We start from the raw sequence: 18,017 nt of genomic DNA, 5'->3' as shown, positions 1-18,017 counted from the left end.
TTTTTTATTGCTCTGCGACCGCAGCCAGCGCCGCGACGTCGCCGGAGACAATCAGCGGAAGATGGCGGCTAATCTTCTCCACCGGCCAGTCCCACCAGGCCAGCCTTTCCAGCGTCTTGATGCTATCGGCAGGGAAGCGGGAGTGGATCACTCTGGCCGGATTACCGCCTACGACGGACCAGGCCGGTACATCCGCCGTCACCACTGAACGCGCGGCGATAATCGCCCCGTTGCCGACTTTGACGCCGGGCATAATTAGCGCCTCAAAGCCAATCCAGACATCGTTGCCAATAACCGTATCGCCCTTATAAGGCAGATCGCCAGGTTCGGGCATCACCTTCTCCCAGCCGCTACCAAAGATCTGGAACGGGTAGGTCGAGATGCCGGACGTTTTGTGATTAGCGCCGTTCATAATGAACTTCACGTCGCGGGCGATGGCGCAGAACTTGCCGATAATCAGCTTGTCGCCAATAAACGGGAAGTGATACAGCACGTTGCGTTCGAAATTCTCCGCATCGACGGGATCGTCATAGTAGGTGTAGTCGCCAATAATAATATTGGGGTTGTTGACGGTATTTTTGATATAGCACACCTGCGGAAAACCGATCATTGGGTGCTTATTTTGCGGGTCCGGACCGTTCATATTGGCTCCTTGCGCGTTTGAAAGATAAGGCAGTGACAAACAGTAGCATGGATTGCGGCGCCAGGGGAAAAACTGCGGCAGAGAACGATGCTTGTCTGAAACAAATAGAGTGTCATTTCTTTTATCTGGAGTTGCCATCGCAAACGGAGAATAACCAGGTGAATCGATATTGTTTTTGAATTTTATGACGGGATAATGCCTGTACCGAAATAAAAAGGAGAGCAGAAATAAAAGATGGTACAGAGGAGGTCCGCGTTGGTTCGGTGAAAACAGCACGGGAAAAAGGTGGCGTCACCACGTTAACGAGAGAGGCAGACCATGAAAAGGAATTTATACATGCAATGAATATGCTTGTCGCTGAGCATGGAACAATCACGGATGATGAATTTTTCAGGGTGCTGTGATGCTGGGTTTTTTATATTTAGGGCGATGTCTTAATGTGGGTAAATATATTTTTATAGATACCTTAAAAATAGAGGAATACCGGTAACCCACCCCAATAGCGGTAGATTACCGGTACCCGTATTACTGCACCATCGCCAGCAGCGCTTTCGCCACGCCTTCAGAGCTGGCCGGGTTCTGACCGGTGATCAGTTTGCCGTCTTCAATGACAAACGGTGCCCAGTCAGGACCTTTCTGGTAGTCCGCACCCTGGGCGATAAAGAGATCTTCGATCAGGAAAGGCACCACGTCGGTCAGCTCAACGCCCGCTTCTTCGCCGTTGGTAAAACCGGTTACCCGGCGGCCTTTGACCAGCGGTTCGCCCGAGGCGGCTTTCACATGGCGCAGCACGCCCGGCGCATGGCAGACAAAGCCGATGGGTTTGCCCGCGCGTTCGAAGGACTCAATCAGGCTGATGGAGCGCTGTGATTCCGCCAGATCCCACAGCGGGCCGTGGCCGCCGGGGTAGAACACCGTATCGAAGTCCTCCTGGTTCACCGTATCGAGTTTTACGGTGCTAGCCAGCGCTTTCTGCGCGGCCGGGTCGGCTTTAAAGCGGTGGGTCAGCTCGGTCTGGAAATCAGCCAGATCGCTTTTCGGGTCCAGCGGCGGCTGGCCGCCCGCCGGTGAGGCCAGCACAACCTCGGCGCCGGCATCTTTGAAGACGTAGTAAGGGGCGGCAAACTCTTCCAGCCAGAAACCGGTTTTTTTGCCGGTGTTGCCCAGTTCGCTATGCGAAGTCAGTACCATTAAAATTTTCATCTTTCCCTCCGGGAATATCGGTTATGGGGCAGTCTTAGCCTTTCAGAAAGGCTTCAATATCGGCTTTTTTGTTCAGGTAAGGTGCACGCAGACGCAGATTGGACGCGCCGTCCTGGCTCTGCACGACCACCGGTTTCTGATGGCTAAAGCGACGGAAACCGTGGATGCCGTGGTAAGCCCCCATGCCGGAGGCACCGACGCCGCCGAAGGGCAGACTGTCGATAGCGGCGTGGGTCATCACGTCGTTGATCACCACCGCACCCGAGGTGGTTTTCGCCACAAACGCCGCCTGATGCGTTTTGTCGTCGCCAAAGTAGTAGGCGGCAAGCGGGCGTGGATGGGCGTTGATATACGCGATGGCCTCATCGCTGTCGCGCACGGTTTTCACCGGCAGCAGCGGGCCAAAAATTTCTTCCTGCATAATCAGCATGTCGTCAGTGGCGTTGAGTACCAGCTGTGGCGCGATTTTGCGCGTGGCAGCATCGGCATCCTGCTCGCCTTCAGGGGCGAGGCTGACGATGGTGGCGCCTTTCTCGCGGGCATCCTCAAGCAGTCCTGTCAGGCGTTCAAAGTGTCGCTGACTAATGATAGCGGTGTAGTCCTGATTCGCCTGAATTGTCGGAAAACTCCGGGCAATAAAGGTTTTGGCCGCCGCGACAAATTCGCCGACTTTCTCCTGTGGGATCAGCAGGTAATCGGGTGAAAGGCAAATCTGGCCCGCGTTAAAGGTTTTGATCGTCAGGGTTCGCTCTGCCGCCTGTGCGACGTCGGCATCATTATCGATCACGACCGGTGATTTGCCGCCCAGCTCCAGTGTGACCGGCACCAGATTTTCCGCCGCGGCCCGCATCACATGTTTGCCCACGGTGGTGCTGCCGGTAAAGATCAGATGGTCGAAGGGCAGACCGCTGAAGATTTGCCCGGCTTCGGCATTACCCAGCACGACGCTCAGTTCGCTTTCATGGAAGTACTGAGGTATCAGCTTCGCCAGCAGCTCAGAGGTGTGCGGCGTCAGCTCGGAAGGCTTCAGCATGGCGGTATTGCCTGCGGCAAACACGCCGGCCAGTGGCCCGAAAGCGAGGTTAATCGGGAAGTTCCACGGGCTGATAATCCCGACCACGCCCAGCGGCTGCTGCTCGATCCAGGCCTGAACACCGGGTGCCGGCTCGGCAACGGCTTCGGGCTGCATCCAGTCGCTCACCTGGTCGGCGGCGTGCTGCAGCATGGTGACCGTTGTCGCCATATCAACCAGCAGGGACTGATAATGGCTGCGGTTGCCGAAATCCTGGTTCAGGGCTTCGTCAATGGCTGCGTGGTTGTCGCTAATCAGTTTTACCGCCCGCAGCAGGCGATCTTTGCGCAGTTCTGCGCTGGCCGGGCCAGCCTGCAGATGGGCACTTTTCATGGTGGCTAACTGCGTCTGTAGCATAGTTTTTAGTTGTTCTGACATCACAGGGCTCCGTTATCGGGTGTGTTATTTGCGATGGGTAAAGCGTAACGGAGCTGGCTTCCCGGCGCTAACAACGCTATTTTGTTAGGGGTATAAATATTTTTATGGGGTACGTATGTCTCTGAGTCGTTTACGCACGTTTATCGAGGTTTATCGCCAGCGCTCGATTACCGCGGCGGCAAGAAGCCTGAACCTGACACAGCCCGCCGTTTCTCAGCATATTGCCGGGCTGGAAGCGACGGTGGGAAAACCGCTGTTTGAACGTCAGACTCACGGCGTGGAGCCGACGTCGGCGGCGGACGAACTGGCGGCGGATATCGGCAATAAGCTGGATGCAGCTGAAGCGGCGCTGGCCTCGGCAAGGGCGCGTTCGCTGGGCGTGGCGGGCACGCTGCAGATTATTGGCCATGCGGACTTTATGGCGGAGAAATTACCCCAGGGCCTGCTGCCGCTACTGGAAGCCGAGGTCCGGATCCGGATGCACACGGGGGATGGTCCCCTGGTGATTCAGATGCTGCTGGACGGGCACTGCGATTTAGGGATTTCCGCCCATCCGGTGACGGATGAGCGCTTAAAAAGCGAGGTGATCTTTACCAATAGCGTGGTGGCGGTAGCTGCACCGGCGGTGGTTGAGCGTATTCTCCAGGCGGACAATCCGGGCAAGGCGCTGAATCAGGAACCCTTACTGGCCTACAACCTGGAGCTCTCGCTAATCGACAACTGGCTGATTAAAAACCAGATCCCCATGCCCGATAAACTCCCCGCCGTGGTTGGGCAGGATCTTCGTGCCCTGCGCAGCCTCCTTACCCAGGGATTCGGCTGGACGGTGCTGCCCGAATACCTTTGCCGCGAGCAGCTCGGGCGCGGCGAGCTGGTGGCCATCCCACCGCCGGTGAGCAATACCGAGATCGGTTACAACCTGATCTGGACGCCGGGCACTCTGAGACAGCCGCGGGTGGCCCATGCCAGAGAAGTGCTGCTGGAGCAGATTGGACCCTAAGTGCGGCGGCCCGGACCGGTTATTTCGGGCCGAACATCGCCTCCAGCTGTTTAGCATCCGGCATGCCGACCACCTGCTGTAGCTCCTGCTTATCGTTCATATAGTAAATGGCCGGCGTGGCGTTTGCGCCCGCCTCATCCATCAGGCGCTGGTGATGCTGCAACGCGCTAAAGGTCTCTTTGCTGGTTTTCTCCGGGAACGGCGGCAGTTTTTTTCCGTTGGATAATTCGTACTCGCTCCAGGCTTTAGCCGGGTCGGCTGCGCTCAGGATTGCCGAAGCGTAGCGCCCACTTTGCGGATTTATCACCGCCACCAGCAGCGTATTCAGTTCGACTTTTCCGGCGCTGACCCACGGCTGAGCGGCGGCCCAGAACTGTTTGCAGTAAGGGCAGAAAGGATCGGCAAAGACAATGATTTTACGTTTTGCCTCCGGGTTGCCCTCCTTAATGCCCTGCGCGGCCTGGAATTTTTCCCATAGCTTGCGCCCTTCAGGGATATAGATCTGCTCCTGGAAAATCGCCTCGCTCAGGTTCTCGCCTTTTTCATTGTACAGATAGCCGGAGATGGCATGTTTGCCGTCCGGCGTCAGCCAGATGGTGACGCCCATATCCTGATATCGTCCCACCCAGCTGCGTAATCCGCCTTCCGTTTTGATCTCTTTAATAATGGTGATGCCCTGCTTTTCGATTTGCTGGACCGCCGGAGGCAGCGCATCGTTGGCCGACGCCAGCCAGGGAAGGGCGGCAAGCAGGGCGAGAGAGGTATAACGCATAAGATAATCCTTGTTGTCAGCGGCGGGTGCACTGGGGTGATTTCAGCAGTCTTTTACCCATGTCGCAACTTTGCTACTCATCACGGGGTAGTTTGTTAATGATTAGCATGCGAATGATCGTGGTCAAACTTTTCACAATATATCCGATCGTAATATAGTGTTTTATATAGCGACTGGTTCCCTATGAATAATCCAACCCGACTGGCATCCCTGATGCCGCTGCTCCTCACCTTTTCCGCGCCCCTGGTCCACGCAGCAGAGCGTGCCGCCGACGGCAAAGAAGAGAATATTATCGTCACCGGCAAGCGCGTTGCAGCCTCGACGCAGGCGGCTTCCGGCGCCGGTTTTAAAACCTCTGAACTGGATGTTGGCCCGCTCGGCAACAAAGCCTGGATCGATACTCCTCTGTCATCAACCACCGTGACCGCAGCGATGATTGAGAACCAGCAGGCTAAAAGCGTCAGTGAAATGCTGAAATACTCTCCCAGTACGCAGATGCAGGCGCGCGGCGGGATGGACGTCGGGCGGCCGCAAAGCCGTGGGATGCAGGGTAGCGTGGTGTCAAACAGTCGCCTGGACGGGCTGAATATTGTCTCCACCACCGCATTTCCCGTTGAGATGCTGGAGCGCCTCGACGTGCTCAACAGCCTGACCGGATCGCTTTACGGGCCGGCCAGCCCGGCGGGACAGTTTAATTTTATCGCGAAACGTCCCACCCAGGAGACGCTGCGCCAGGTCACGCTGGGCTACCAGAGCCGCAGCGCGCTGACCGGCCATCTCGATCTGGGCGGTCACGTTGATGACGATAACCAGTTTGGCTATCGCCTGAACCTGCTCAACGAAGAGGGCGAAGGCAACCTGGCTGACAGCACCCGCCGCCGCAAGCTGGCCTCCGTGGCGCTCGACTGGAATATCCGTCCCGGCACGCAGCTGCAGCTGGATGCCAGCCACTATGAATTCGTACAGAAAGGGTATCCAGGCAGCTTCAGCTACGGCGCCAACGTTCAGCTGCCGTCCGCACCCGATGCGAAAAATAAAAATCTGGCGCTGAGTACCGCAGGTAATGCGCTCACTACCGATACCCTCAGCACGCGCCTGATTCACTATCTCAATGATGACTGGTCCCTGACGGCGGGCGTGGGCTGGCAGCAGGCCGATCGCGCCATGCGCTCCGTCTCCAGCACTATTCTGAACAGCGAAGGCGATATTAGTCGCAGAATGAGCAACTCCAGTGCCGCAGGGCGTTTCCGGGTGCTCAGTAACACGCTCACGCTGAACGGGCACGTTGATACCGGCAGCATCGGCCACGACCTGGCCTTCGCCACCAGCGGCTACGTCTGGTCTATCTACTCTGCGAAAGGTAGTTCCCAACAGTACAACTGGGGCAACAGCAATATGTATCACCCTTCGGCGATGGACGAGAAGGGCGACGGGCGTATCAGGATGAATGGCGATCGCTATAAGTCGAGCGAGAACAGCCAGCAGAGCATCACGATCGGCGACACCCTGACCCTGACGCCGCAGTGGTCGGCGATGTTCTATCTGAGCCAGAGCTGGCTGCAGACCAAAAACTTCAACCGCAGCGGAGAACAAACCGGGCAGGACGATCAGCAGGGCTTAAGCCCGAGCGCAGCGCTGATGTATAAAATTAACCCGTCCCTGATGGCGTATATCAGCTATGCCGACTCGCTGGAGCAGGGCGGAACAGCCCCGACCGACAGCGATGTTAAAAACGAAGGGCAGACGCTTAATCCCTACCGCAGTCAGCAGTATGAAGCGGGCCTGAAGGCCGATCTTGGCGATCTCAATCTCGGCGCGGCGGTATTCCAGCTGAAGCGGCCTTTCGCCTATGTGGATAGCCGCGACATGGTCTACAAAGCGCAGGGCGAGCAGGTGAACAACGGCCTGGAGCTAACCGCGACGGGACGCGTGTATGACGGGCTGAATATTTACAGCGGCGTGACGTTCCTCGATCCGAAGCTGAAGGATACCGTATCCGAAAGCACGCGTGACAAACGTGTGGTGGGCGTGCCGAAAGTGCAGGCCAATCTGCTGGTCGAGTATAACCTGCCGTCAATGCCGGAGCTGGTCTACAGTGCCAATCTCCACTACACCGGCAAACGGGCGGCGAATGATACCAATACCGCCTGGGCCGATAGCTACACCACCCTGGATCTGGGTACGCGCTACCACACCCGAATCAGCAATGTTCCGACCACCTTCCGGGTGACGGTCAATAACGTGACCGACGAACATTACTGGGCTTCTATCTTCCCGTCAGGCACCGACGGAAACGGCGGTTCTCCGAGCGCGTTCCTCGGCGGCGGTCGCGAAGTGCGTGCCTCCGTGACCCTTGATTTTTAAGCGGGCGATAAAATGAAACGACTCTCCGCGCTGATTCTGGCGCTTGGACTCCTCGTTAACGGCGGCCTTCGGGCCGCCACGCCGGACAGCGAAGTGCGTATTGCCACCTCGTGGCCGGCACAGAACACCATCATTGCGATGCTCGGCTACGGCGACAATATTGTCGGCACCTCGATTGTCGCAAAACGGATCCCGCTGTTTCGCCAGAGCCTGCCGTATATTGATAACGTGCCGGTGATTAGCGTCAACAGCAGCCACGAGCTTAATCCGGAGCAGCTGATTTCACTGGGTGTCCAGCTGCTGTTCGTTCCGCAAGGTACGACGGTGCCACAGGCGGACCGGCTGGCGAAAACCGGGCTGCGGATCCTCACTTTTGAAGCCAACTCCATGCAGAACCTGACCGTCCGGGTGCAGCAAACCGCCGACGCGCTGGGCGAGGATGCCCGCAAAAAAGCTCAGGATTACCAGCGTTACTTCGACAGAAATGTTGCCCTGGTCGCATCCCGATTACAGGGGCTGCCGGAAAGCGAGCGGGTGACGGTCTATCACAGCGTGGGCAGTCCGCTGACCACCAGCGGTCGCCCCTCGCTGAATCAGGACTGGATGGATCTGGCCGGTGCCCGCAACATTGCGGAAAACTGGTTTGGCGGCGTGAAAAAAGGCTCGGGTGAAGTGTCGCTGGAGCAGATTGTCGCGGCGAATCCGGCGGTGATTGTCGCCATGAATAAGCATGATGCGGATGAGATCCTCGCGTCGCCCGTCTGGGCCGCCGTCGATGCGGTGGCGCATCATCGGGTGTATGTGAATCCGAGGGGGATGTTCTGGTGGTGTCGGGAAACCAGCGAAGAGGCGCTCCAGTTCCTGTGGCTGGCAAAAACCCTCTACCCGGAACGTTTTGCCGATGTGGATATGCGCCAGGAGACCCGCGATTTTTATCAGCGCTTCTTTGATCTTCAGCTTAGCGAGGCGCAGATCGGCGATATTCTTAACCCACCGTCGCCTCGCTAAAGGTTATCTCTGCGTTATCGGGCGTTCGCTTCGATTTCCTGCACTTTCTGCCAGCCTGGCAGACTTTTCAGCCGCTGTGCATAGCGCTGAAGATGAGGGAAACGTTCGCCCGCGTTCAGCTGATCCAGGGCGGTATTCACCACGAAGCCCAGCATAATATCGGCCCCGCTCAGGGTGTCGCCGACGATAAACTGACGGGTTGCCAGCGTCTCGTTCAGGAAGCCAAAGACCTTCTCAAATTCGGTGTCCGCATAGCCCGCGAGGAAATTCATGCGGGTACCTGTTTTTTGTTCAAACTCGCCAAAAATCTTTAACAGCACCGGCAGCATGGCGGAGCTTTCCGCAAAATGCACCCACTGCAGATAATCAATATAGTCAGGCGTGTCGGCTGCGGGGGCCAGATGTGGCGCATAGCGGGCGATCAGATACTCCACAATCGCGCCAGACTCGGCGATGACTTTTCCCTTCTCTTCGATAACCGGTGATTTCCCCAGGGGATGAATCGCTTTAAGCGACGCCGGAGCCAGATGCGTTGTCGCATCTCGCTGATAGCGCACCAGTTCATAGGGGATCCCGGCTTCTTCAAGTAGCCAGAGAATGCGCACGGAGCGCGAATCGTTCAGATGGTGAAGCGTGATGCCCATTGCCGTCTTCCTTCATTGTTGCCGGGGGATGCCTTTTGCATGATGAAGGGGATTTTACCGGATTCGTTCGGGCCTGGCGCATAAGGCGGTTTGTGATGGTCGATAAATATTTTTATAGGGCATTATGGGTTGAATGCTAATGATCTTGATATTAATTATCATTAGCATTTATAATCTTTTTCCTGTGCTATCAGTTTGATAAATCCTTCTGAAAGAAGGCAATAAAAAAAATTATGCAAAAAAAGACTTCCCTCATGGCCTGTCTGGCGCTGTGCGGCTCCCTGATGCTGGCAGCCTGTCAGCAGCCGGTACGCACCGACTCAAGGGCAGACAGTTCGCTAATCCCGGCCTCGTCGCTTATTCGTAACGCTCAAACGGGCGCTCAGCTGACGCCGGATGCGTTACTTCAGCTGCTGAGCCAGGCACCGATGGTGATTGTCGGTGAAGAGCACACCAATCCCGCGCACCACGATATTGAACTCTGGCTGCTCAAAAACCTGCAAAAACAGCGCCCGCAGGGCAGCGTGCTGCTGGAAATGCTCGCCAGCGACCAGCAGACCGCCGTTAATCAGGTTAAACAGGCCGTGCAGTCCGGCACCGTCATGCGGGAAGAGCGTATTCAGATGGCGCTGCGATGGATACCTGGCTGGCCATGGCCGCTCTATCGTGAGGTTGTGCTGGAGGCGCTGGCGGGTGACTACCCTCTGCTGGTGGCCAATATCAACCGGGAAAAAGTTAGCGCGCTCTATCGTGCACCGGTCTTCCCTGAGGGGAAACGGACGACGGATAAATCCGTCCAGGATGCGCTCACGGCGGTGATCTCTCTGATGCACAACGGGGAACTCTCGCCTGAACAGCTTCGGGGAATGTTGTCGATCCAGCAAAACCGGGATCGCTTTATGGCCCGGCAGCTGATGGCCGCTCCGCGTCCGGCGCTGCTGATTGCCGGTGGTTATCATGCGTCAAAAGACGTGGGGGTGCCGGTGCACCTTGCCGATCTTAACGCCGATAAACCGGTGGTGCTGATGCTCTCCACAACGGGAACAAACATTAGCCATGCCCAGGCGGACTACATCTGGTTTGTACCGGCTAAAAAATGAAGACCGTGCTGACTTTCTCCTCCGGCTTACCGCACTCTCCCTGGGCGAAAGGGACTGTCGTGAGCCTGATGGCGCACCTGGGCGTGGCTGCGGCGTTTATGCTGCACTTCGCCAGTCCGCCGTCGACGGAATCGCCTGCGGCGGTGATGATCGACTTTTCGCCCGAGTTTGAAGTCTCTTTTGTCACGCCTGAATTGCCGCCGGGTGTCAGCCAGCAGCGTAGGGTAGAGGCGATGACGCTGGAAGAGACGGTGCCGGATAAAGAGATGCCCTTACTGCCGGTAGTGGAGCAGGCCGAGCTGAAACAGGCCGCCCGTCAGCCGGTAAAAAAAGTGGAGGCGCGGAAAAAATCCCGTCAGCAGCAGCAGGAGGAAAAGGGCAACTCGACCCTGACCAGCCGCGCGGCACCGCCGGTACAGACGCAGATTAGCCAGCGTGTTGCTGCGCCAATAGACACGGATTCAGCCCGAATTAATGAAAGTAAAGTGACCTGGGAGTCGCTGGTAAAAGGGAAAATCAACCGCTCGCGTAATTACCCCGACGATGCAAGAAGGCGTAAGCGAACCGGGACGGCGATGATTGTCTTTAGCGTTAATAGCGGCGGCGACGTGCTCAGCAGCAGCCTCGTCAACTCGTCCGGAACGATCTCGCTCGATCGGGCGGCCATCGCCGCTCTGCAAAAAGCGCAGCCGCTGCCGGCTCCGCCAAAAGAACTGTTACACAATGGCGTCCATAAAGTGACGCTACCGGTTGAGTTTACGCTGAGCCAAATATAACGACAGCGATTTTTTATTTGTTATTAAAGAATGATTATCTCCGCAAAATAAAAAGGGTTATTTAGCCCTGGCTTATTGCGGCAATTTTTTGCTTTTTTCTATTCTCAATGAATTTCCGGGGGTTAAATTGAAACGTTCGTATATGGTGTGGTCCGTACTGACGGGCAGCCTTATTATTTATGGTAGCGCGGCTGCCGCAGAAAAGGAAAAAGAGGGGGAGTCGGTCTTTTCCACGCTGACGGTGACGGATAATGCGCTGGCGGAAAAAAATCACCCCGGCTCCTCTGAGCAGACTTACACCCGACCCGGGGCGCACAGCTCGCGAACCCTGAATGAGAATTTGCAAAGTCTGGATGCCTCGTTACGCAGTATGGCCGGTACCTATACCCAGATCGATCCGTTGCAGGGCGCCGTCAACGTCAACGTTCGTGGGATGAGTGGCCTGGGACGCGTCAACACGATGGTGGACGGCGTCACCCAGACCTATTTCGGCATGGCTCCCGCCAGCTACCACGGCGGCGCGGGCAGCAGCGCGGGCGCGCTTATCGACCCTAACTTCCTGGCCGAGGTGGACATCACCCGCGGCAACAGTGCTGGTTCGCAGGGCGTTAACGCCCTGGTCGGTAGCGCTAATATGCGCACTATCGGGGTGGATGACCTGGTGAAAGAGGGGCGTAATACGGGCCTGCTTTCCCGCTTCTCGGTGGGGGATAATGGCCTGGGGCGGACCGGAATGGTTGCCGTCGCCGGTAAGACCGATCTTTTTGACAATGGCGGCAGCCTGGGCGCGCTGGTCGGCCTGAGCGGCAGCCGAATCTACGCAACCTATCAAAATGGCGGTGGCCGCAGCAGTAAAGACTTTATTGGCGAAGATAATAACTATATGCGCCAGGAGCCGCGCTCTCAGCTGTATAAAATTAACTTTAACCCGGACCAGTTTAACCGGATTGAATTAGCCGGGCGAAATTATCAGAATGCGTTTACCCGGCGCGATATCACCAGCGACGACTACTACCTGCGCTATAATTATGCTCCTCTTAATGAGCTGATTGATTTTAATTTACAGGCCAGTACCAGCCGGGGTAACCAGGATTATAATATCGAGTCGCTGTATAATTTTTATGACGCCTCGACGACCAATAAATCCAATTCGCTGGATATGAGTAATACCAGCCGTTTTAGCCTGGCCGACGTTGACGTGGAATTCCTGCTGGGCGGTAAGCTGATGAATACCCGCTATACCCGCAGCTTTAGCCAGGAAAATGAGACGGACAGAAATGCCTTTGCGCCTTCGGGCAAGCAGGATATTGCCGCGCTTTATACGGGATTAACCCTCAAGAGAAGCATTTATCAACTCGATCTGAACCTGAACTATACCCAAACGAAGGTTAAGGGTCTGAAGCCGGCCTGTGCCGACAATGAGCTGTGCTTCCCGCAGGCTGAAGCCCAGCTCAACCTGGTCGACAGAGCGTTTAATCCATCGGTTAATCTCTCTGCTCAGGTGACGCCGTGGCTGCAGCCCTTCGTTGGCTGGAGCCGTTCGTCGCGCGCACCTAACGTGCAGGAAGTGTTCTTCGCCAACGAAGGCGGGGCGTCGATGAATCCGTTCCTGAAGCCGGAGCAGGCGGACACCTTCGAAGCCGGGTTTAACATCAACAAAGAGGGGGTCTTCAGCGAGAAGGATACCTTCCGTATGAAGGCGCTGGCCTACGAATCACGGTTCAAAAATTACATCTTCAGCGAGTCCTTTTTCCTTTGCAACAACCGCGCGCTGTGCCACGACATCGATAATTCTGCCAGTGGCTTTAACGCCAACGTCTCTGTGAACAGCCTGTCGCCGGTAAGCGCATCCGGCTATGAGATTGAAGCCGGATACGATATCGATGTGGCCTATATCAACGTCTCCTGGAGCAAGCAGGACACCGATCAGCCGACCTCCATCGCCAGTACGACCACCAGCTTTGGCTATGACGATATCAGTGACTTACCGGAAAGCTACGCCACCGTCGATATTGGCGGGCGCTTCTTCGATCAGAAGCTGACCGTCGGCGGCCTGATTAAATACACCGGTAAAACCAAACGCCTGAGTACCGAGGGAATTGATACCGACACCAATACGGTGCCGAAAGAGGATATGCCGAGGATCCCGACCATTATCGATCTCTACAGCAGCTATAAGGTGACGGATAACGTTCTGCTGCGTCTGGGCGTGCAGAACCTGCAAAACCGCGACTATTCAGAAGCGCTGAATAAAATGAATCAGAACCTCAGCTATGCCAGAGATGGCGCATCGATTAACACCACGGCGCGTGGCCGTACCTGGATTTTCGGCGGGGAAATCCATTTCTGAGTTTCTGACCGGTTCAACATTAATGGGATACAAGAAAATGCATCAACTGAAAACGACTCTGCGCATTGCCGCCGTCTTACTGGCGGGCTGCCTCTCGGCCCAGGCGCTGGCCATCGATCCGCCGACGGCTGAAGCCTCGCGTTTCGCGATGAAGACCAACTATCTTCAGACGGCTGAAGAAGGGATCTATGAAATGGTCTATGACGGCAAAAACAATCGGGTCTTTGCCGCCGCGATGGACAGAGTGAACCGGGAGGCGAATCAGGGCTACCTTTATGCGTTCTCGCCGTCAACGCTGGCCGTTGAAAACCGGCAGGCTATGCCGTATCGGGCATTTTCGCTGGCGATTAACCCGTCTGCTGGCCAGCTCTATGTCGGTCATACCCAGTCCGCTTCCCTGCGTATCAGCCTTGTGGATGTGGCCAGCAATAAGGTGCTCAAAACCAGCGAGAAGCTGACCTTCGGGCAGAGCAATATGGAGGATGCCCGCTTTGAGCATCTGCGCCATATGGTCTACAGCACGGCGGCCAATACGCTGTTTGTCAGCTACAGCAATATGCTTAAAGGCCCGGAGGGAAGAAAGCCGGTCCATAAGCTGCTGATGCTTGACGGCACCACTCTGAAACTGCTGGGTGAAGTGAAGGATGCCTATAACGGCACGGCTTACGGGCTCTCTCTCGATGAGAAAACCCAGAAAGTCTATGTCGGTGGCAAGGACTACGTGAATGAGATCGATGCGGTAAGCAAAAAGGTACTGCGCACCATTCCGCTGCAGAATGTTAAGCCGCAGATCACCAGCGTGCAGAACCTGACCATCGATTCCGCCTCTAACCGTATCTTTGCGGTGGTCTTCGATCATGAGGATCGCAGCGGGACGCACGACGGGCTGTATGTCTTCGATCTGCGTGACGGCAAGCAGCTGGGCTATGTGCATACTGGCGCGGGGACCAACGCGGTGAAATATAACCCGAAATATAACGAGCTTTACGTCACCAACTTTACCAGCGGCACCCTCAGCGTGGTGGACGCCAAAGATTACCAGGTGACCAAAACCTTTAATGTGCCGCTCTATCCGAATCAGATGGTGCTATCGCCGGACTTCGATACCCTGTACGTCGGGATCAAAGAGGGCTTTAACCGCCAGTGGGATCCCGACGTGTTTGTCGAAGGGGCCAAAGAGCGTATTTTACGTATCTCGCTGAATAAGTCCTGATTGTGAGATAACGCCAAAACGCCACCGGAATCGAATTCTGGCGGCGTTTTCACTTAACGTTGTTTACCCACGCTATCCAGCGCTTCCATCATCGGACTGAGCAGATAGCTCAGAACTGTTCGCCTGCCCGTTTTGATTTCCGCCGTCACCTGCATTCCCGGCTCCAGGGGCCTTTCTTGCCCGTCGACCTTCAGCGTCCGCTGATTCAGGGCGATCACCGCCCGATAAACGAGGCCCATTTCACGGTCTTCCGTTGCATCGGCGGAGACGTGTTTCAGCTCGCCTTCTACCCAGCCGTAGCGGGTAAAATCAAAGGTACTGACCTTTACCGTGACGCGCTGGCCCGGATGCAGAAAACCCACGTCCTGATTGAGAACCAGCACTTCCGCCATCAGCACGCCCTTATCCGGTACGATTTTCAGCAACTCCTGGGGTGGCTCCACGGCCCCGCCTGCGTCACGGAACACCAGAGACTCCACCGTGCCGGAAACCGGCGCACGCAGCGTGTAATGGGCAATTTGCGACTCCAGCTGTTTCAACTGGCTACCCAGGAGTCGGTTCTCATCCGCTCGCTCGGCGATCTCCTGCACCAGAGTATTCACTTTTTCCGCGTCCCCGGCCTGCCTCTGCGCTTCCACGCGCGCGATACTGCTATGGATTTCCGCAATTCCGGCGTCGGCCATTTCCACCGTATGCCGGGCTTCGAGGTATTTCTTGCTGACTTCCAGCAGGCTGTCCCGGCTGGTGAGCTGCTTACGGTGCAGGCTTTGCAGCGCCTGATACTGCTCCTGAAACAGGGGCAGCTGTCCGCTGGCCAGCGCTTTCTGCGCGTTATACCCCGCCAGCTGAGCCTCCAGTACCGCTTTCTGGGTGTCGTACACCACTTTTTCGCGCCGGTCCTGGTCCATTTCCGCCACCAGCCGGGCCGAAATCTGCTGAGCCAGCGTATTGTCCTCCTGACGGAAGGCGTCCGGGAGCGTCGCGGAAATCGATGCTCCCTGGTAATGACGCTCCAGCCGCTGCAGACGGGCAATTTGGAAGCGATTAAGCCGCTGACGGAGGCGATTTTCTGCCGCCTGTTCCTCCAGATGCCGACCGTTGAGTTTTATCAGCGTCTGCCCCTGCTTCACCTGCATCCCATCCCGCACCAGGACGGCGGTTACCTCGGCGGTGACGACCGTATTCACCGGCCGCGACAGCTCACTGATAACCACTTTCCCCTGGGTGACGGCGACAATATCCACCTTCCCGCAGGCCGCCCAGATAACCGCTGCGGTCAACAGCACGATAATACTCCACAGAATAAACCGCCCGGCGGGTGAGGGCGGCGTCTCCTGAATTTCCAGGACGGCGGGCAGGAATTCCCGATACCTGGCACTCATCCGGCATCTCCATTCTGCAGGGCATTCAGACGCGCATACAGACCGCCCTGCGTCAGCAGTTCGTTGTGAGAACCCTGTTCAATAATGCGCCCGGCTTCCATGGCGATAATCCGGTCGGCGCGGCGGACGGCCGACAGGCGGTGCGCGATAATAAACACGGTTCTGTCCCGGCAGATCTCGGCCATATTTTGCTGGATCACGCGCTCGGACTCATAGTCCAGCGCGCTGGTGGCTTCATCAAAGATCAGGATTGTGGGTTGGGTAATCAGAGCCCTTGCGATCCCGATCCGCTGCTTCTGTCCACCGGAAAGCTGGCTGCCATGCTCGCCGACAGGGGTGTCATATCCCTGAGGAAGGGCGCTGATAAATTCGTGGGCACCCGCCAGCGTTGCGGCTTCGGTTATCTGTGCCACCGAGGCATCGGGTACCGCCAGGGCGATGTTATCCCGGATGGAGCCGGAGAAGAGCTGGGTCTCCTGCAGTACAACGCCCACCTGACGACGTAGCCAGCCGGGATCGGTATGGGCAATATCCGTCCCGTCGATAAAGATTTGCCCGGAGCCGGGCAGGTACAGACGCTGGATCAGACGTGCGAGGGTACTTTTCCCCGAGCCGGAGCGGCCCACAATGCCGATGCACTCGCCGGGACGGACCGTCAGGGTGACCCCGTCCAGCACCGGGGCATCGTCCTGGCGGTAAGAGAAACGGATATTGGCAAAGCGCACGGCGCCCTTAATCGTCGCCAGCGTGATACCGCTTTCCGGCGGTTTCTCCGGTGGAACGTTTAAAATATCCCCCAGCCGCCGGACCGATACGGAGACCTGCTGGATATCCTGCCATAGCTGCACAAGCCGCAGAACGGGCGCGGTAACCTGACCGGCAAACATATTGAAGGCAATCAGACCACCCACCGTTAGCTCGCCCATAATCACCTGCTGCGCGCCGTACCACAGGATCGCGACGCTGGTTATCTTACTGATAAAACGGGATATCTGGCTGGCAATATTGCCCAGGTTGCGGGTCTGGAAACAGCTGCTGACAAAGGCGGCGATCTGCTCATCCCAACGGCGGGCCATCTGGTGCTCAACCGACATCGCCTTGACGGGCTCAATCGCCGTGATGCTTTCCACCAGAAAGGCCTGATTCTGCGCCCCCTGACGAAACTGTTCGTCCAGCCGCTGACGCAGCGGGCGGGTGATCGCCACGGATAACAGAATGTAGGGCACCAGCGAGGTCAGCACGATCAGGGTCAGCGGCAGGCTATAGAATGCCATCACCACAAAGAAGACGACGGTGAACAGCAGGTCAAGACACAGAGTCAGGGCGCTGCCGGTGAGGAACTCGCGCACCGTTTTCAGCTCGTGGACTCTCGCCACCGTGACCCCGGCCTGGCGTCCCCGGAACCAGGCCAGCGGCAGGGCCAGCAGGTGCCGGTAAAGCAGCGAGCTCAGGGTGGCATCAATGCGCTGAGAGGTGTGCGCCAGCTGATAATTTCGTAAACCATCCAGCACGACCTCTGCCAGGGTAATACAAAACATGCCCAGCGCCAGTACGTCCAGCGTTGTCAGGCTCTGATGTGCCAGAACCTTGTCCACCACGACCTGAAAAAAGAGCGGGGTGACCAGGGCCAGGAGCTGAATAAAAAACGACGCTAGCAAGACTTCGCCAATCAGCTGCCGGTAGCGCATAAAGGCCTGCAGAAACCAGCGGAAGTTAAATTCGCGTGCCAGCTGCTCCGCTGAAAAACGGCGGGTGAAGAGAAAACCGCTTACGACGGATCCCTCCGGCATCGCGTGAGTTTCCGGGCGCTGAGCTTCCGGGGATTGAATAAGCCACTGCCCGTTTTTTACGGCCAGCAACAGCACGACGCCTCTCTCTGGCAGGTGGAGCAGCGCCGGGATCGGGAGTTTATCGGTCACTCTGAGCTTTCGGTGGTATCGACAGCGCAGCCCGCTATGGCGTGCGGCACGGGTTAGCTGCAGGGCGACCTCATGATTTGCGTCGGTCCTGAACTGCTCCCGCAGCGCAGGAAGATTAACGGCGATCCCATGGAAGCCCGCGATTAGCGCGAATCCCTGCCATAAAAGGCTTTCCTCAGACATCCTGTCCCTC

14 protein-coding genes and 1 pseudogene are annotated in these 18,017 nt (G+C 56.8%); 8 read left to right on the top strand and 7 right to left on the bottom strand.

Translation table 11 applies throughout. The features are described 5' to 3' along the window. Positions 1 to 4 precede the first annotated feature (4 nt). Positions 5 to 643 carry a Vat family streptogramin A O-acetyltransferase gene (locus EDF81_RS11345; protein WP_123348233.1) on the bottom strand — a complete coding sequence of 213 codons (639 nt, stop codon included), beginning with the start codon at positions 641 to 643 and terminating at the stop codon, positions 5 to 7. A gap of 305 nt (positions 644 to 948) precedes the next feature. Here EDF81_RS11345 and EDF81_RS24250 point away from each other — a divergent pair. Further along, a pseudogene (locus EDF81_RS24250) lies at positions 949 to 1,047 on the top strand (hypothetical protein); the annotation flags it as partial. 121 nt (positions 1,048 to 1,168) lie between these two features. On the opposite strand, the gene EDF81_RS11340 reads toward EDF81_RS24250, so the two are convergent. Both EDF81_RS11340 and EDF81_RS11335 read right to left on the bottom strand, forming a co-directional pair. Beyond that, the gene (locus EDF81_RS11340; RefSeq protein WP_123348232.1) at positions 1,169 to 1,846 is read right to left on the bottom strand and encodes a type 1 glutamine amidotransferase domain-containing protein; all 678 of its coding nucleotides are present in this window, start codon (positions 1,844 to 1,846) and stop codon (positions 1,169 to 1,171) included. Positions 1,847 to 1,880: 34 nt separating this feature from the next. After that, entirely contained in the window at positions 1,881 to 3,299 is a 1,419-nt protein-coding gene (locus EDF81_RS11335) for a coniferyl aldehyde dehydrogenase (protein ID WP_123348231.1), read from the bottom strand. 112 nt (positions 3,300 to 3,411) lie between these two features. Here EDF81_RS11335 and EDF81_RS11330 point away from each other — a divergent pair, with 112 nt between their 5' ends. Continuing rightward, entirely contained in the window at positions 3,412 to 4,296 is an 885-nt protein-coding gene (locus EDF81_RS11330; RefSeq protein WP_123348230.1) for a LysR family transcriptional regulator, read from the top strand. Between the two features lie 19 nt (positions 4,297 to 4,315). Here the strand turns inward: EDF81_RS11330 and dsbG are convergent, their stop codons facing one another. Next, positions 4,316 to 5,068: a thiol:disulfide interchange protein DsbG gene (gene dsbG / locus EDF81_RS11325; RefSeq protein ID WP_123348229.1), complete on the bottom strand. Its 753-nt coding sequence runs from the start codon at positions 5,066 to 5,068 to the stop codon at positions 4,316 to 4,318. Positions 5,069 to 5,251: 183 nt separating this feature from the next. Between dsbG and EDF81_RS11320 the strand changes: the two genes are divergently transcribed. Together EDF81_RS11320 and EDF81_RS11315 are read left to right on the top strand one after the other, a co-directional pair. Further along, on the top strand, positions 5,252 to 7,432 hold the full coding sequence (locus EDF81_RS11320; RefSeq protein ID WP_123348228.1) for a TonB-dependent siderophore receptor: 2,181 nt from the start codon (positions 5,252 to 5,254) through the stop codon (positions 7,430 to 7,432). Between the two features lie 12 nt (positions 7,433 to 7,444). Further along, the gene (locus EDF81_RS11315; protein ID WP_123348227.1) at positions 7,445 to 8,440 is read left to right on the top strand and encodes an ABC transporter substrate-binding protein; all 996 of its coding nucleotides are present in this window, start codon (positions 7,445 to 7,447) and stop codon (positions 8,438 to 8,440) included. A 14-nt stretch (positions 8,441 to 8,454) separates the two neighbouring features. On the opposite strand, the gene EDF81_RS11310 is transcribed toward EDF81_RS11315, so the two are convergent. Continuing rightward, a complete protein-coding gene (locus EDF81_RS11310; RefSeq protein WP_123348226.1) occupies positions 8,455 to 9,084 on the bottom strand; it encodes a glutathione S-transferase family protein in 630 nt (209 codons plus the stop codon). A gap of 233 nt (positions 9,085 to 9,317) precedes the next feature. Here EDF81_RS11310 and EDF81_RS11305 point away from each other — a divergent pair, with 233 nt between their 5' ends. From EDF81_RS11305 to EDF81_RS11290, 4 genes are all read left to right on the top strand, one after another. Then, positions 9,318 to 10,184, top strand: a complete 867-nt coding sequence (locus EDF81_RS11305; protein WP_123348225.1) for a ChaN family lipoprotein — start codon at positions 9,318 to 9,320, stop codon at positions 10,182 to 10,184. After that, positions 10,181 to 10,960 carry a TonB family protein gene (locus tag EDF81_RS11300; protein ID WP_260232700.1) on the top strand — a complete coding sequence of 260 codons (780 nt, stop codon included), beginning with the start codon at positions 10,181 to 10,183 and terminating at the stop codon, positions 10,958 to 10,960. The genes EDF81_RS11305 and EDF81_RS11300 overlap by 4 nt, the downstream gene beginning before the upstream one ends. Before the next feature lie 142 nt (positions 10,961 to 11,102). Further along, entirely contained in the window at positions 11,103 to 13,310 is a 2,208-nt protein-coding gene (locus tag EDF81_RS11295) for a TonB-dependent receptor domain-containing protein (protein ID WP_404851496.1), read from the top strand. A 37-nt stretch (positions 13,311 to 13,347) separates the two neighbouring features. Next, a complete protein-coding gene (locus EDF81_RS11290; RefSeq protein WP_123348223.1) occupies positions 13,348 to 14,523 on the top strand; it encodes a YncE family protein in 1,176 nt (391 codons plus the stop codon). Positions 14,524 to 14,576: 53 nt separating this feature from the next. On the opposite strand, the gene EDF81_RS11285 is transcribed toward EDF81_RS11290, so the two are convergent. Together EDF81_RS11285 and EDF81_RS11280 are read right to left on the bottom strand one after the other, a co-directional pair. After that, positions 14,577 to 15,905 (bottom strand): HlyD family type I secretion periplasmic adaptor subunit, encoded by a 1,329-nt coding sequence (locus tag EDF81_RS11285; RefSeq protein WP_123348222.1) that lies wholly within the window; start codon positions 15,903 to 15,905, stop codon positions 14,577 to 14,579. Further along, complete coding sequence (locus EDF81_RS11280) at positions 15,902 to 18,007, bottom strand: type I secretion system permease/ATPase (RefSeq protein ID WP_123348221.1); 2,106 nt, start codon at positions 18,005 to 18,007, stop codon at positions 15,902 to 15,904. Before EDF81_RS11280 ends, EDF81_RS11285 begins: the two co-directional genes overlap by 4 nt. Positions 18,008 to 18,017: the final 10 nt, after the last annotated feature.

The sequence above is a fragment of the Enterobacter sp. BIGb0383 genome, from assembly GCF_003751845.1.
Classification (GTDB): domain Bacteria; phylum Pseudomonadota; class Gammaproteobacteria; order Enterobacterales; family Enterobacteriaceae; genus BIGb0383.
The sequence above is the reverse complement of the archived record's forward strand: the minus strand, read 5'-3'. Positions and strand labels throughout refer to the sequence as shown.

Coding starts and splice junctions, on each gene's coding strand:
- EDF81_RS11340 (WP_123348232.1), bottom strand. CDS start 1,846: ATGAAAATTTTAATGGTACTGACTTCGCATAGCGAACTGGGCAACACC.
- EDF81_RS11295 (WP_404851496.1), top strand. CDS start 11,103: ATGGTGTGGTCCGTACTGACGGGCAGCCTTATTATTTATGGTAGCGCG.
- EDF81_RS11285 (WP_123348222.1), bottom strand. CDS start 15,905: ATGAGTGCCAGGTATCGGGAATTCCTGCCCGCCGTCCTGGAAATTCAG.
- EDF81_RS11280 (WP_123348221.1), bottom strand. CDS start 18,007: ATGTCTGAGGAAAGCCTTTTATGGCAGGGATTCGCGCTAATCGCGGGC.
- dsbG (WP_123348229.1), bottom strand. CDS start 5,068: ATGCGTTATACCTCTCTCGCCCTGCTTGCCGCCCTTCCCTGGCTGGCG.
- EDF81_RS11305 (WP_123348225.1), top strand. CDS start 9,318: ATGCAAAAAAAGACTTCCCTCATGGCCTGTCTGGCGCTGTGCGGCTCC.
- EDF81_RS11345 (WP_123348233.1), bottom strand. CDS start 643: ATGAACGGTCCGGACCCGCAAAATAAGCACCCAATGATCGGTTTTCCG.
- EDF81_RS11330 (WP_123348230.1), top strand. CDS start 3,412: ATGTCTCTGAGTCGTTTACGCACGTTTATCGAGGTTTATCGCCAGCGC.
- EDF81_RS11310 (WP_123348226.1), bottom strand. CDS start 9,084: ATGGGCATCACGCTTCACCATCTGAACGATTCGCGCTCCGTGCGCATT.
- EDF81_RS11315 (WP_123348227.1), top strand. CDS start 7,445: ATGAAACGACTCTCCGCGCTGATTCTGGCGCTTGGACTCCTCGTTAAC.
- EDF81_RS11290 (WP_123348223.1), top strand. CDS start 13,348: ATGCATCAACTGAAAACGACTCTGCGCATTGCCGCCGTCTTACTGGCG.
- EDF81_RS11320 (WP_123348228.1), top strand. CDS start 5,252: ATGAATAATCCAACCCGACTGGCATCCCTGATGCCGCTGCTCCTCACC.
- EDF81_RS11300 (WP_260232700.1), top strand. CDS start 10,181: ATGAAGACCGTGCTGACTTTCTCCTCCGGCTTACCGCACTCTCCCTGG.